This window comes from Streptomyces sp. NPDC099050, assembly GCF_044759865.1.
In the GTDB taxonomy this organism is placed as follows: Bacteria; Actinomycetota; Actinomycetes; order Streptomycetales; family Streptomycetaceae; genus Streptomyces.
The window spans coordinates 295,321-308,127 of record NZ_JBIWAE010000001.1; the positions used below are offsets into that span (position 1 = coordinate 295,321).

12 protein-coding genes and 3 pseudogenes are annotated in these 12,807 nt (G+C 69.7%); 6 read left to right on the forward strand and 9 right to left on the reverse strand.

The features are described 5' to 3' along the window. Positions 1 to 78 precede the first annotated feature (78 nt). The 3 genes and pseudogenes from ACIQV3_RS01335 to ACIQV3_RS01345 all read right to left on the reverse strand — a co-directional run. A pseudogene (locus ACIQV3_RS01335) lies at positions 79 to 400 on the reverse strand (histidine phosphatase family protein); the annotation flags it as partial. A 405-nt stretch (positions 401 to 805) separates the two neighbouring features. Beyond that, positions 806 to 1,387, reverse strand: a complete 582-nt coding sequence (locus tag ACIQV3_RS01340; protein WP_403708533.1) for a DUF5994 family protein — start codon at positions 1,385 to 1,387, stop codon at positions 806 to 808. 170 nt (positions 1,388 to 1,557) lie between these two features. Then, positions 1,558 to 2,230 (reverse strand): annotated as a pseudogene (locus tag ACIQV3_RS01345) (CBS domain-containing protein). A gap of 232 nt (positions 2,231 to 2,462) precedes the next feature. On the opposite strand from ACIQV3_RS01345, the gene ACIQV3_RS01350 reads away from it, so the two are divergent. Together ACIQV3_RS01350 and ACIQV3_RS01355 are read left to right on the forward strand one after the other, a co-directional pair. Beyond that, entirely contained in the window at positions 2,463 to 3,551 is a 1,089-nt protein-coding gene (locus ACIQV3_RS01350) for an alcohol dehydrogenase catalytic domain-containing protein (RefSeq protein ID WP_403708535.1), read from the forward strand. A 252-nt stretch (positions 3,552 to 3,803) separates the two neighbouring features. Further along, entirely contained in the window at positions 3,804 to 4,307 is a 504-nt protein-coding gene (locus ACIQV3_RS01355; protein ID WP_403708536.1) for a flavodoxin domain-containing protein, read from the forward strand. A gap of 88 nt (positions 4,308 to 4,395) precedes the next feature. Here ACIQV3_RS01355 and ACIQV3_RS01360 read toward each other — a convergent pair whose 3' ends face one another. Both ACIQV3_RS01360 and ACIQV3_RS01365 read right to left on the reverse strand, forming a co-directional pair. Next, positions 4,396 to 5,259 (reverse strand): slipin family protein, encoded by an 864-nt coding sequence (locus ACIQV3_RS01360; protein ID WP_403708538.1) that lies wholly within the window; start codon positions 5,257 to 5,259, stop codon positions 4,396 to 4,398. Positions 5,260 to 5,420: 161 nt separating this feature from the next. Continuing rightward, entirely contained in the window at positions 5,421 to 6,050 is a 630-nt protein-coding gene (locus ACIQV3_RS01365; protein WP_403708540.1) for a CBS domain-containing protein, read from the reverse strand. 266 nt (positions 6,051 to 6,316) lie between these two features. Between ACIQV3_RS01365 and ACIQV3_RS01370 the strand changes: the two genes are divergently transcribed. Then, a complete protein-coding gene (locus ACIQV3_RS01370) occupies positions 6,317 to 7,225 on the forward strand; it encodes a universal stress protein (RefSeq protein ID WP_403708542.1) in 909 nt (302 codons plus the stop codon). Beyond that, positions 7,222 to 8,064: a universal stress protein gene (locus ACIQV3_RS01375; protein ID WP_403708544.1), complete on the forward strand. Its 843-nt coding sequence runs from the start codon at positions 7,222 to 7,224 to the stop codon at positions 8,062 to 8,064. The genes ACIQV3_RS01370 and ACIQV3_RS01375 overlap by 4 nt, the downstream gene beginning before the upstream one ends. Positions 8,065 to 8,073: 9 nt before the next feature. Here the strand turns inward: ACIQV3_RS01375 and ACIQV3_RS01380 are convergent, their stop codons facing one another. The 3 genes and pseudogenes from ACIQV3_RS01380 to ACIQV3_RS01390 all read right to left on the reverse strand — a co-directional run. Further along, entirely contained in the window at positions 8,074 to 8,763 is a 690-nt protein-coding gene (locus ACIQV3_RS01380; RefSeq protein WP_403708546.1) for a response regulator, read from the reverse strand. Between the two features lie 44 nt (positions 8,764 to 8,807). Beyond that, positions 8,808 to 9,293 (reverse strand): Crp/Fnr family transcriptional regulator, encoded by a 486-nt coding sequence (locus ACIQV3_RS01385; RefSeq protein ID WP_403708548.1) that lies wholly within the window; start codon positions 9,291 to 9,293, stop codon positions 8,808 to 8,810. 118 nt (positions 9,294 to 9,411) lie between these two features. Next, a pseudogene (locus tag ACIQV3_RS01390) lies at positions 9,412 to 10,704 on the reverse strand (phosphoketolase); the annotation flags it as partial. Between the two features lie 31 nt (positions 10,705 to 10,735). Here ACIQV3_RS01390 and ACIQV3_RS01395 point away from each other — a divergent pair. Both ACIQV3_RS01395 and ACIQV3_RS01400 read left to right on the forward strand, forming a co-directional pair. Next, positions 10,736 to 10,873: a hypothetical protein gene (locus ACIQV3_RS01395; RefSeq protein WP_403708550.1), complete on the forward strand. Its 138-nt coding sequence runs from the start codon at positions 10,736 to 10,738 to the stop codon at positions 10,871 to 10,873. A gap of 486 nt (positions 10,874 to 11,359) precedes the next feature. Further along, complete coding sequence (locus tag ACIQV3_RS01400; RefSeq protein WP_403708551.1) at positions 11,360 to 11,482, forward strand: hypothetical protein; 123 nt, start codon at positions 11,360 to 11,362, stop codon at positions 11,480 to 11,482. Positions 11,483 to 11,794: 312 nt separating this feature from the next. Here ACIQV3_RS01400 and uppS read toward each other — a convergent pair whose 3' ends face one another. Further along, complete coding sequence (gene uppS, locus ACIQV3_RS01405; protein WP_403708553.1) at positions 11,795 to 12,568, reverse strand: polyprenyl diphosphate synthase; 774 nt, start codon at positions 12,566 to 12,568, stop codon at positions 11,795 to 11,797. Positions 12,569 to 12,807: the final 239 nt, after the last annotated feature.

Genomic DNA, 12,807 nt, shown 5'->3' on the forward strand with positions numbered 1-12,807 from the left:
GTCATCGAAGGCAACCACGGGGGAATCCGGCGCATGGAGGCCGATGAGGAAGAACGCGGCTGACCCCGCTTCGTCAGCGCGGGGTACGACCATCTCGGTCAGCCGGACGGCACCCGGTTCGAGGGACTCCCAGGGCCCTGGCACGCGCAGAACGGCGATCGCGGACGTCGGGAACTTCGTACCGGCCGGCTCCAGTGCGTAGCCGTCGGCCTCACCGGCGAGCATCAGCACCAGCTCCGACGGGGTCGGGAACACAGCCGGCCTCGCGCAGCCAGAGGCCGACTGTCGGGGCGTCGCGGGGGCCGCGCGGGGCGAGCGGCCGTTCGTGGTCGGCCACCGGCGGCCAGGCGGGCTTGGCGTGCCGCAGGACGACCAGGCGCCGGGAGTTGCCTGGCGTCATGGCGTCGCAGGGTGTTGGTGCCCCACCTCCCGCGCGAGGTCGAGCCCGAGGATCCGGTAGAGGAAGGCGAACGTCTCGAATTTGGCACCGGCCGGTCCGGGTGTCGGCAATGCTCAGCATGATGCGAAGGCTAGTCCTGAAAACCTCCGGTACGGGGGAGGACCTGAGCAGAACGCCGACGTTGCCGCCGCGCCGGCCTGAGGGAGGCGCACCGACGCCCGGCCTCAGTACTCGATGATCACTGCCCCGGCGTTCCCCCGGATGCCTCGGCGCCGCGCGTGCCGTCGGTGCCCCAAGCTCCGTCAGCGTCCGCGGATCGGCCACCTCCGCCTCCCGACCGCCGGCGGCGCCCGAGGCCTCGACGCTTCGCCTCCTGCCGCTACGGCGGCATCCTGCGGACGAGGCTCACCACCAGGCGCCGGCGGACAGTGGTCCGACCGGCAGCCTGGCGAGGGAGCCGATGTCGGATGCGCGCGCCCCGCCTTCGCTCTCCCAGGCGTCTTCGCGGTTCCGGAGGTCGGGCCTTCGGCTGATGACGGCTTCGGCGGCGATCAGTGCGCGGGCGGTCAGGACGCTGCCGGGGACGGCGGCGGCGGCCATCAGGCGGGCCGCGGCGGCGGGTGCGGTCTGGGGCGGGACGACGAGGAGGTCCCAGCGGCCGACGGTGTAGGAGAGCAGGATCAGCTTGTCGGGATCCTGTTCGGTGAACCAGCCTACGTGCACGGCGTGTCCGGCGACGGGGACCTTGTGCGGGATGACGGGCCATCGGGTGGGGTTCACGGTGACGCGGGTGATGCGCCCCCATGGCTCGGCCAAGGCGGCTACGAGAACGGGGAGTTCGGCTTCGAGGTCACGGGAGCGGGGCCACCAGGCGCCGTCCAGCTGCCCGGCCAGGGCGGTCTTGGGCGCGAATACGAGGCGAGCGGCCCGAGGAGGCGCGGCAGTGGGTGACGCGGCAGGTGTGCTGCGTTCCAGGATGACGGTCATGGTGGAGACCTGTCCCCGGGCCGCCCGCAGTTCGACGGTCCGGCGTATTGATCGCCGGAAATGACACCTGAGTTGCATCCGATGCGCGAAATACTCCCGGTACCTCCATCTTACTCCGGCGCGGAGATCAAAAGGGGTTCTGACCAGGTGTTTCCGTTGAGGCGGAGGCTCTACGCTCCGGCCGTCCGCGCGACCGACGTGGTCAGCGCGCAGTTGACGTCGACCACGCCTTCCACGGCGCGTGCGAGACGTGCTGCCACCGGGATGAGCGAGGCGTCGAGGATGCCGCCGGAGGGGGTGACCACGCCGTGGTGGACGTCGACCCGCACCCTGTGCTGTGCGAGGGGGAACGGCCGGCCGACCACCTCGCGCCGTATCTCGTCCGCGAGTTCACTGTCCGGGCGCAGGAACACCCTTGAGTAGATCGGCGCGGCTGACGATGCCCTGGAGGGTGCCGGCCGGGTCGACGACCAGCAGTCGTTTGATGTGCCGCTCCGCCATGAGCCGCGCCGCCTGGGCCAGGGTGGTGTCGGGCCGAACGGTGACGGCGGGGGTCGTCATCAGGTCCTTGGCCAGGGTCGAGCCAGCCTTCAATGTGTCACCGAGCCGCCGCATCTGCTCGATGAGACCGGGGTCGTGATCGCGGAACTCCTCTTTCGGAAGCAGGTCGGCTTCCGAGACCACACCGATGACCCTCCTCGCGTCCTCGCTCTCGATGACCGGTACCGCCGTCACTCGCCACTGGTTCATGACGGCGACGATCTCCTTGAATTCGGCGAGGGGCGTGACGCTGACGACGATTCTCGTCATCACGTCACGGACGAGATGCGGACTGGAGGTCATGGCGTAGTCCTCGATGAGCAGGTGAAAGGTTCCCCGCGTTGCCCCGGAGAACGGCGGCCGTCCTCCGGTGAAGGAGACCCCGCCATCCACCATCACACGTCCACGGCAAGGCCGGACGGGCCTGTCAGGCCCGTGTTCGGGACCGTCCGGCCCTGTCCGGGAACCGAGCGGCGGGGACAGCATGAAGTGACCTTTGCCGAACGGAGCACGGGAGACATGGAGAGGTGGCGTCATGAAGGCACTCGTTTTCCAGGGACCGGGGCGCACCGCGTGGCAGGAGGTGCCGGATCCGGCGATCAAGGATCCGTCCGACGTGATCGTGCGCGTCGATGCCTTGACCATCTGCGGTACGGATCTGCACATCGTCAAGGGTGATCTGCCGGAGGTGGTTGCCGGCCGGGTGCTCGGGCACGAGGCCGTGGGCACGGTGGTGGAGTGCGGCGGTGACGTCCGTTCGGTGCGGCCCGGCGATCGGGTCCTGGTCTCGTGCATTTCCTCGTGCGGCCGGTGCCGGTTCTGCCGTGAGAGCCGCTACGGGCAATGCCGCGGGGGTGGTGGCTGGGTGCTCGGCCACACCATCGACGGCACCCAGGCCGAATACGTCCGGGTGCCGTTTGCCGACCTTTCCGTGCACCCGCTGCCGAGCACGGTCGACAGCGCCGACGCCGTCCTGCTCGCGGACATCTTCCCCACCGCCTACGAGGTGGGAGTGCTGAACGGCAGCGTGCGGCCCGGGGACACCGTCGTCGTGGTCGGCGCCGGCCCCGTAGGACTCGCGGCCATCGCCACGGCACGGTTGTACTCGCCGGCCCGCGTCATCGCCGTCGATCTGGCGCCGTCACGGCTGGCGGCGGCGCGCGAGGTGGGGGCGGACGCGGTCGTGAACGCCGCCGAGGAACCGGAAATGCTCGTGGGTGACCTGACCGACGGTCTCGGCGCGGATGTCGTCATGGAGGCCGTCGGCGTGCCGGAGACCTTCGAGATGTGCACCCGCATGGTCCGCCCGGGCGGCCGGGTCGCGAACATCGGCGTCCACGGCAAGCCCGCGACCCTGCACCTCGAAGACCTGTGGATCAAGGACGTCACCATCACCACCGGGCTCGTGGACACCTCCTCCACGCCGATGCTGCTGCGCATGCTGGCGGCCGGCCGGTTGCCGACCTCGTCGCTGATCACCCATCGTTTCGAACTGGGACAGATGGAAGAGGCGTACGAGGTGTTCTCCCGTGCCGGTGAGACGGGCGCGCTGAAGGTCGTGCTGGGCGGGCCGCGCCACGACGACCTGGCCCTGTCGAATCCGTCGCGCGTCCAGAAGACGTGAAGGCCCCGGTGCTGACGCTGGGGCCGGTCGGCCCCCTCTTCTGTCCCTGCCGGCCCTGACAAGCGATCGTCGTACCGGGCGATTCTGGGGTGCGGACCTGTTCCGCGTCCTGCTCCCGAAGAGGTGATCCACCATGCCTCGGATCCAGATCCTGGTACCCCGGCCACGGCCGCACCGCCCCCCGCCCCTCGACCTGTGCACGCCGTCGGGGCGCGTCCTGCCGTACTGAGAAGACAGGAAGGAGGCGGGCCCATGAACGCACAGCGGGTACTGGTCGCCTACGGCAGCAAGCACGGCGCGACCGCCGGCATCGCGGAGGAGATCGGCAGGTCACTGCGCGACGACGGCTTCGAGGTGGTCGTCGCGCCTGCCCAGGACGTGGAGGACGTCCGCGGTTACGACGGGGTGGTCCTGGGCGGTTCGCTGTACGCCGGCCGCTGGAACAACAGGGCGCGGCGCTGCGTCGAACGAAACGGCGAGCACCTGCGCCACCGCCCGGTGTGGCTGTTCAGCAGTGGTCCGGTGGACAGTTCTGCCGAGCAGCGGAACCTGACACCCGTACGGGACGCGGCTCGGGCGATGGAGAGTCTCGGCGCCCGCGAGCACGTTACGTTCGGTGGCAGCATCACGGACACGACCCCCGGTCTGCTCGCACGGATCCTGGTGCGCCAGGGCCGGGCCGGGGACTTCCGCGATCCTGAGCGGATCCGCGCCTGGGCCCGTCGGATCGGCGCCGAACTCGCGGTGACTCACTGAACGCGCCCCACAGCACAGCAGTCGGCCAGCACACCAGTCGGCGCCGCCGTACGGAGAACGTCCTCCGCACGGCGGCGCCGACTTTCGGTCACATGGTCTTGACCGCTCGCGCTCCGTTCGGCGGGGACGGGTTGGGGAGCGGCGTGGTGATCTCCGGCGTGCGCGGTGTCTGGAGGGTCGCGGCCGCGGTTTCGCGGGCGAGGAAGGCGCCGAGTTCGCCGATGGTGCTCATGAGCGGTGCGGGGAAGACCACGGTGGTGTTCTTGTCGACGCCGATCTCCACGAGGCTCTGCAGGTTGCGCAGTTGCAGGGCGAGGGGGTGGGCCATCATGGTGTCGGAGGCGTCGCCGAGTGCGGTGGCGGCCAGCGATTCGCCCTCGGCGTTGATGATCTTGGCCCTCTTCTCCCGTTCGGCCTCGGCCTGGCGGGCCATCGCGCGCTTCATGCTGTCGGGCAGCTGGATGTCCTTCAGTTCGACCAGGGTGACCTCCACGCCCCATTCGGCGGTGGTGACATCGAGGATCTCGCGGATACCGAGGTTGATGCGGTCGGTCTCCGAGAGGGTCTCGTCGAGGGTGTGCTGGCCGACGACCTTGCGCAGGGTGGTCTGGGCGATCTGGTTGATGGCCGCGCCCACGTTCTCGATCGCGATGACCGACTTGGTGGCGTCGGCGACGCGGAAGTAGGCGACCGCGGAGACGTCGACGCTCACGTTGTCCCGGGTGATGATGCCCTGGGACTGGATGGGCATGGTGACGATCCGCAGGGACACCCGGTGCAGGACGTCCGCGAACGGCACGATCACCCGCAGGCCGGGCTCGCGGGTCCCGATGAGCCGGCCGAAGCGGAACAGCACGCCCTGCTCGTACTGCTTGACGATCTTCAGGGCCATCGTCAGCCCTATCAGGGCGACCACGGCCAGGGCGATCAGGGCGAAGATCAGGACTTCCATGAAGGTGCTCCTCACGAAGTGCGGTGGCGGAGCAAGGGGGATGGCCCGGGTCCGTCTGCAGGGCGCCGCACGGGTGTGACCGGGTGCGGACAGCTTGCCTGTCTTCCATGCTCGCGCGGCGCGGGTGGGGCGGGCAGGGGCCGAACGGTCCACATCTCGCATCAGCGGGGAGCGTCTTCGGTGCCGCGGTCCGGCGGAGCGGTGCGGGTGTGGGTGTCGTGGGAGTGGGCCGTGAGCCGGTTGATGACCGCGACCACGCCGTCCAACTGTCCGGCGAGCCGGAGCGCGACGGGAATCTGGCTGCTCTTGGACAGTCGGCCGTCCAAGGTGACGACCCCGTCCACGACGCGCACGCTCACGGCATCGGCATCGATGCCCATCGTGTCCGCCAGCACGTCCTCGACCAGCACCCGGTGTATCTCGTGGTCGGGGCGCAGAAACACCCGGAGCAGGTCCCGTCGGGTCACGATGCCGACCAGCCGGTCCTCCTCGTCGACGACCGGCAGCCGTGTCACCCCGCGTCGGGTGATGAGGCGGGCGGCCTCGGTGACGGTCTGTTCGGCATGGATGGTGACGGCCGGCGCGGTCATCAAGTCTTGAGCGGTGAGGTGGTCTTGGACGAGTAGATCGGTCCGCGAGATGACCCCGAGGACACGCTCGTCCGCGTCCAGGACGGGCATTCCGCTGATGTCGTGTTCGACGAGCAGCGCGGCCACGTCCGCGGACGGAGTCCTCCCGAGGACCGAGACGACCTCGTCGGTCATCAGGAAGCCGACCTTGGCGTGCTTCATCTGTGGCCCTCCTGTCGGCTTCAGTCAGCGAGCGCGTCGTGCGGAGCGCCCTCACCAGTCACCATCCGCCGCGTCCGCCCGCGGTGCGAGGGCCGAACGGGTCCTCTGTCAGGCCTGACCGGTCCCTGCGGTGCGCGGCCGGTGAGGCGGTGCGTGGCGGGCAAGGGACCTTCGGTCCCTTGCCCGACCCTTGCGGCCCATTCCTCGCGCGGGCCCGGGTGGCAGTGTGAAGGCACCCCCGACGCTGTTCGACAGAGGAGGAAGCCATGGAAGGCTCCACCCAGCACCGTCCGGACCTCGGCTCGGTCGTCGTCGGTGTCGACGGATCGAACACCGCGCTGACAGCGGCATTCTGGGCTGCCGACGAGGCGGCCCGACGTAACAGCACCCTTCACATCTTCTACGCGGCCGACACCGCCGACGGGGTCTTCTACCTGTCGGCGGAGATCATCGAACGCGTCCACACAGAGGGCCGTGACCTGTTGGAGCTCACAGCCGCTACGGTCTCGGAGCGGTTCCCGAGCCTCCACGTCACCACGGAGTACAGCCGCCGGGACCCCGTCTCCGGTCTGCACCGAGTGGGGGCGAAGCACAGCACCACTGTGGTCGGTCACCGCGGGCTGGGCGGATTCGAGTCGCTGATGCTGGGTTCGGTCGGTCTGAGGATCGCGGCAGCCGCTACGACCCCCGTCATCGTGGTGCGCGGCGGCGAGGACCTTGCCGAGAGCGGCGTGGTGCTGGCCGCGGTTCGGGACGAGTACGACCTCGAATGCGCGCGACGCGCCGCCCGCGAAGCAGAGCTGCGCAAAGCAACGCTGCGCCTGCTGACGGTGTGGAACGTACTCCAGTACGCCGGAACCGCCGTCACCATGCTCGATGACGTCGATGAGTTCGCCGGCCGTCATGTCCGCGGTCTGAAGTCCGTCGCCGACCGCGTCCGCGAGGAGTTTCCGGCGTTGGCGGTGAACACCGACGCGGAGAAGAGCGTCTCGGTGGCTTCGGTCCTGGTCGAGGCATCGCGCCATGCGGACCTGCTCGTCATGGGAGGACGGCGATCGCCCGGGTACTTCGGGCCCACCCTGGGACGTACGACACACAGTCTTCTGCACCACTCGCACTGCCCCGTGGAGCTCATTCCGCGGCATGACGAGGAGCAGGGGAGCGGCGCGTCATGACGGGCACGGAAGGACGGGACATCGCGGTGGGGATCGATCCCGCCGGAGGGTGGCTCCTGCCCCTGGCCTGGGCTGCCGACGAGGCACACCGCAGCAATGTACGACTCCGTCTCGTCCTGGCCGTGCCCTCGCCCCACGACACCGAGCACGTCGTCGACGACACCGCGCAGCACAATGCCTTACGCCAGGCCAGCTCGGAGGCCCTCGAAGAGGCCGCGGTCTGGGCGCGTGAGCGCCACCCCGGGACGGAACTGGCAACCGTCCTGCGCGACGGCTACCCGGCACCGGTGCTCTGCGGGACGTCCAGACACGCACGCATGGTCGTCCTCGGTTCCCGGCACCTGACCCGGCCCGAGGAGATCTTCAGCGGCTGCTCCGTCGTGTTGCCCGTCACCGCCCAGGCTCACTGCCCGGTCGTCGTGGTGGAAGGTTCCGAGGGCATCGCCCAGAGCCCGCCTCATCTTGTCGTCGGAGTCGACGGCAGCGAGTCGTCGAAGACGGCCATGGCTTTGGCCTTCCAGGAGGCCAGCCTGCGGGGCTGCGAGCTGCACGCGATCTCGGTGTGGCAGCCGCCCGTCTTCTCGTTCCAGAACGAGACGGCAGCTGTGGGGGCCCAGCGCCGCATGCTGACCGAGACGGCCGCCGGCTGGGCGCATGAGTACCCGGACGTCAAGCTGAGTGACGACGGTGTGGGTGTCGCGGACGGTGGCCGTCGGAGTGGTCTGCGCAACCTCGCGGAGCGCGCTGAGGCCCGCGGGGGAGGGCTGTCCGTCTCACCGCGCCCGGCCGGTGTCGGAACCCGTCTGGGCTGGCGGATCCCGATTAAACCTACTCAATGAGTGCGGGCCTCAGCGGCCGGTTTCATCGTGCTCGCGGACCTCGGCGGCGATGACGGCGGCCTGTACGCGGCGTTCGACGCCCAGCTTGGCGAGGAGCCGGGAGATGTGGTTCTTGACCGTCTTCTCGGACAGGAAGAGCCGTTTTCCGATCTGATGGTTGGTGAGGCCCTCGCCGATCAGTTCGAGTACGGCTCGCTCGCGCTCGGAGAGCACCGTCAGCCGCTCGTCCCCGGGCGGCTTCCCGGCGGTCGGATCCCGGAGCGAACTCATCAGACGGGCCGTCGTCGCGGGGTCGAGCATCGACTGGCCCGTCGCCACCGTCCGAATGGCGGCGACCAGGTCCGAGCCCTTGATCTGCTTCAGTACGTACCCGGCCGCGCCCGCCATGATGGCGTCGAGCAGGGCGTCCTCGTCGTCGAAGGACGTCAGCATGAGGCAGGCGAGGTCCGGCATGCGCGAGCGCAGCTCGCGGCAGACGCTGATGCCGTCGCTGTCGGGCAGCCGGACGTCGAGTACGGCTACGTCGGGCCGTAGGGCGGGCCCGCGGGCCAGGGCCTGTGCGGCCGTGCCCGCCTCGCCCACCACCTCGATGTCCGGCTCGGAGCCCAGCAGGTCGTGCAGTCCGCGCCGGAGGATCTCGTGGTCGTCGAGGAGGAACACCCGGATGGGCGCCGGGGCGGCAGCTGGTGCATCGGACATCCACGCCACACCCTCGGGTCGGGATACGTCTCGGGTCGATTGTCTCAGATGCGGCTTCCGCTGCCGTGGGGTGCGTACAGGTCGAGGAGCCGGATCCGGGCGGAGACGAGCCGGTGGGCGAGCACCTGGCCCACCCATTGCCACATCGCGGAGGTGAGCGCGGGATCGGAGTCCATCAGCTCGCGCACGGCGGCGGCGTCGAACTCGTCCGTGCGCACCGGCGTCATGGCCTCGGCGCCGAAGTGCCAGGTGTGGGGAGGGAACAGCCAGGACCACCCGACGAGCTCGCCGGGACCGACCGTCTCGACCACCGCCGCCTGCCTGCCGGGTACGTGCACGTCCATGCCGACGTTCCCCGACCGGACGACCCAGAAGTGGCCGGTGTGCCCGCCTTGGTTGAACATGCGCGCGCCGGCGGGGAAGTCCGCCTCGTGGGCGAGGGCCAGCAGGCTGTCGCGCTGGTCCGGGGAGAGGGCGTGGTCGAAGCGGTTGGGGGAGGAGGTGAGCCGGTGGGAGGAAGAGGTGCTCATGGCGGTTCTCCGTTCGGGTGCGCCTCCCACCCTCCGCCGGTGGCGGCGTGCCCGGAAAGGGCCGTTCGGTACCCTCCCCGGCCCGGACGGCCCACCCGTACCGTTCCGGGCGGGACGATCAGTAGGGCCAGGACCAGTCGGCTACCTCCGGCAGGTCGGTGCCGTGCTCGTGGATCCAGTCATGGTGGCGGATGCGGTGGTCGGTCATGGCCTGACGCAGGCCTTCGGCGCGGCCGGCGAGGCCGGGGACGCGGTCGATGACGTCCATGACGAGCCGGTACCGGTCGAGGTCGTTGCGCACGACCATGTCGAACGGGGTAGTGGTCGTGCCGGACTCCTTGTAGCCGCGGACGTGCAGCTGCGCGTGGCCGGTCCGGCGGTAGGCCAGACGGTGGATGAGCCACGGGTAGCCGTGATAGGCGAAGATCACGGGTTTGTCGGTGGTGAAGAGGGCGTTGTACTCGGTGTCGGTCATGCCGTGCGGGTGTTCCTCGTGGGGCATCAACCGGGTGATGTCGACGACGTTGACGACCCGGACGGCCAGCGAGGGGAGGTGCTCGCGCAGCAGGGCCGAGGCGGCCAGGACCTCCATGGTGGGTACGTCCCCGGCGCAGGCCAGCACGGCGTCGGGCTCGCGCGTCCCGTCGTCCGTGCCCGCCCATGCCCAGATTCCGGCGCCCCGCGCGACGTGTGTCCGCGCATCGTCCATGGCCAGCCAGTCACGGCAGGGCTGTTTGCCGGCGACGATCACGTTCACCTGGTCACGGCTGCGCAGTGCGTGATCGGCCACGGCGAGGAGGGTGTTGGCGTCCGGCGGCAGGTAGACGCGTACGACGTCCGGGCTCTTGTTGAGGACGTGGTCGACGAAGCCGGGGTCCTGGTGGGAGAAGCCGTTGCTGTCCTGGCGCCAGACGTGCGAGGTGAGCAGGTAGTTGAGGGAGGCGACGGGCGCGCGCCAGCTCAGCTCGCGGGCGGTCTTCAGCCACTTGATGTGCTGGCCGACCATGGAGTCGACGATGTGGGCGAAAGCTTCGTACGTGGAGAACAGTCCGTGGCGGCCGGTGAGGAGGTAGCCCTCCAGCCAGCCCTGGCACACGTGCTCGGAGAGGATCTCCATGACCCGGCCGTCCCGGGACAGGTTCCGGTCGGTGGGTTCCGTCATGCCCTGCCAGGCCTTGCCCGTCACGTCGTACAGGTCGTCGAGGTGGTTGCTCGCGGTCTCGTCGGGCCCGACGACCCGGAAGTCCCGTCGTCCGGCTGTGTCCCTCATGATCTGCGCGAGGTAGCGGCCCAGGACGCGGGTCGGCTCGTGCAGGGTGCTTCCGGGCTTCTCCACGGGGACGGCCCACGCGTCCAGTCCGGGCAGCGGGAGCGAGCGCAGCAGCCGGCCGCCGTTGGCGTACGGGCTCGCGACAGCGGCCGACCAGGCGACACCGGGGGAATTGGTCGACCTGGCCCAGGCCTACGCGATCGTGGCCGGTGCCGGCCTCCCCGGTGCGGTACCCGAGGAGCCGGTCTTCATCCCGGTCGAGAGGCGAGGCGGACACCAGGTGGGGCTGGCGCTCGAACTCGAGCAGTAGACCCAAGGCCCGTCGAGCTGCCGCCAAAACCCGACCGGGGGTCCACTGCTCGTACCCGTCCTTCTGCTTGCTCGCCTGCCACGAACTCGGCCCATCGACCAGTGAGCTGCCGGCAGTCGGAGAGTGGTGCGCGGCCGGATCGCCAACCTGCGAGCCTTGAGGGTTGGGGGCCGTCACCAGGTGGGAGCCGTTTCCCCTTGATGGCCGGGGGTCAACGCCCCCGGCATGAAGACGAAACGGATGCTCCTGTGCGCCGCCACGCTCACAGCCGGCCTGCCGCTGTTCCTGGCGCTGGGGCAGGCGGCGCAGCACTGATTCGTGGCCGCGGAACGGCACCGGGCGATTGTCGGGCCTCCTCTGAGCCGCTTCGACCTCGCTCCTTACCACCCGCTGCTCTCCGTGCCCCGCCCGCCGGCCGCAGCGGCGTTCACGGCAACGCATCACCTCCAGCTCCGAGCCGGAGCCGGAAACGGCCGCAGGATGCGGGTGTGTATCGGCCCGGTGGGGCTGCTCGTCGAGGACTACGGCAGCACTGCGATGCTGACCAGCCTCGCAGTGCTCCCCGGTGCCCCGTACGGGGCCACGGACACGAAGCCGGACGCCTGCTGATGGCGTCCGGCTTCGGGCGGCTCGTCCCGCACCAGATCTGGGCCGGTCACCGCAGCGACCACCGCCAGATGCCCCAGGTCATGCACGCCGCTGCTCTGCGCCCCGAGGCCACGCTGCGCCAGCTGTTCCGCACCAAGGGGTGCAGGCACGACGTCACGACCTACGCGGCGGTCGCCTCCGAATTGGAAGCTCCAGGCCACCGCCGCCGAGCTCGACATCATGGACGCCGGGGCCGGGCCCGGCCCGGGTGGTGCCCACGGATGCCGGGAAGGGTGGGGTGGAGTCGATCAAGGGCGCGCAGTGCGCTCCTGGTCATCGGCCGAAGCGGCGCGTACGGGTGGCGAAGAAGGCCAAGGCCCGGAGGAGATCGGATTCCTGGAACTCGGGCCAGGGCCTCTCGCAGAAGTACAGCTCGCTGTGGGCGGACTGCCAGGGCATGAATCCTGAAAGGCGCTGCTCCCCGGAGGTACGGATGATCAGCTCGGGGTCCGGCTGACCGCCTGTGTAGAGGTGGCTGCCGAGGATCTCCGCCGTGAGTCCCGCCCGGGCTTGTTCCATGCCCTCGGGAGTTGAGAGGAGGTTCTGGAGCGCGTCGAGGAGTTCCTGCCGCCCGTTGTAGGCGAGCGCGATGTTCACCGTGGGGCCGGTCACGGCGGCAGTGGTCTCGACGGCCTGCTGGAGGCGCCGTGTGACGGTGGGCGGCAGGAGGTCCGTGAGGCCGATCACGCGAATGCGCCAAAGCTCTTGTTCGGCAAGGACCTCCACCGCACGCACGACGGAGTCCAGAATCGGGGTGACCTCGTGGGCCGCCCGGTTCAAATTGTTCAGGGACAGCGCCCACAGCGTCACGAACGCTATCTCCGCACGTCGGCACCAGGTCAGGAAATCGAGTACCTTTTCGCCGCCGAGCTGGTACCCGCCGGTCAGGGCTCGGCCCTGCTCCTGCGCCCAGCGACGGTTCCCGTCCAGGATCACAGCAAGGTGTTGAGGTAGCCCCGCTGCCGCCTCCACCACTGCGGGATGTCGGCATGGACGGGGGAGTAGATCCAGATCGCCGGTAGGGCCTGAGTCGGTGTCGTACGGCATCGCTGGTCCCCCGGAGATTTCATGATCAAGCGGCGTATCACCTTACGACAGGGAGTTGCTGACGGCTCGACAGTGGAGTCCACGGGCACACATGGTCACGAGAGCAGCGCCGTAGGTGGCCCGGGGTGCTACTCGTCCGCACTCTCGGCGTGTTCCCGCCTGACCGTGACCGCTCGGGAGATCGGGGTCGCACGGGGTGCGCTTTCGGCCACGACGGGGCGAGTTCGTCCTGATCGGGT

What these genes read in the sequence shown, in the direction of transcription:
- ACIQV3_RS01340 (WP_403708533.1), bottom strand. Translation starts at nt 1,387, where the DNA reads ATGACCGTCATCCTGGAACGCAGCACACCTGCCGCGTCACCCACTGCC.
- ACIQV3_RS01380 (WP_403708546.1), bottom strand. Translation starts at nt 8,763, where the DNA reads ATGTCCGATGCACCAGCTGCCGCCCCGGCGCCCATCCGGGTGTTCCTC.
- ACIQV3_RS01365 (WP_403708540.1), bottom strand. Translation starts at nt 6,050, where the DNA reads ATGAAGCACGCCAAGGTCGGCTTCCTGATGACCGACGAGGTCGTCTCG.
- ACIQV3_RS01355 (WP_403708536.1), top strand. Translation starts at nt 3,804, where the DNA reads ATGAACGCACAGCGGGTACTGGTCGCCTACGGCAGCAAGCACGGCGCG.
- ACIQV3_RS01385 (WP_403708548.1), bottom strand. Translation starts at nt 9,293, where the DNA reads ATGAGCACCTCTTCCTCCCACCGGCTCACCTCCTCCCCCAACCGCTTC.
- ACIQV3_RS01360 (WP_403708538.1), bottom strand. Translation starts at nt 5,259, where the DNA reads ATGGAAGTCCTGATCTTCGCCCTGATCGCCCTGGCCGTGGTCGCCCTG.
- uppS (WP_403708553.1), bottom strand. Translation starts at nt 12,568, where the DNA reads ATGCCGTACGACACCGACTCAGGCCCTACCGGCGATCTGGATCTACTC.
- ACIQV3_RS01370 (WP_403708542.1), top strand. Translation starts at nt 6,317, where the DNA reads ATGGAAGGCTCCACCCAGCACCGTCCGGACCTCGGCTCGGTCGTCGTC.
- ACIQV3_RS01350 (WP_403708535.1), top strand. Translation starts at nt 2,463, where the DNA reads ATGAAGGCACTCGTTTTCCAGGGACCGGGGCGCACCGCGTGGCAGGAG.
- ACIQV3_RS01375 (WP_403708544.1), top strand. Translation starts at nt 7,222, where the DNA reads ATGACGGGCACGGAAGGACGGGACATCGCGGTGGGGATCGATCCCGCC.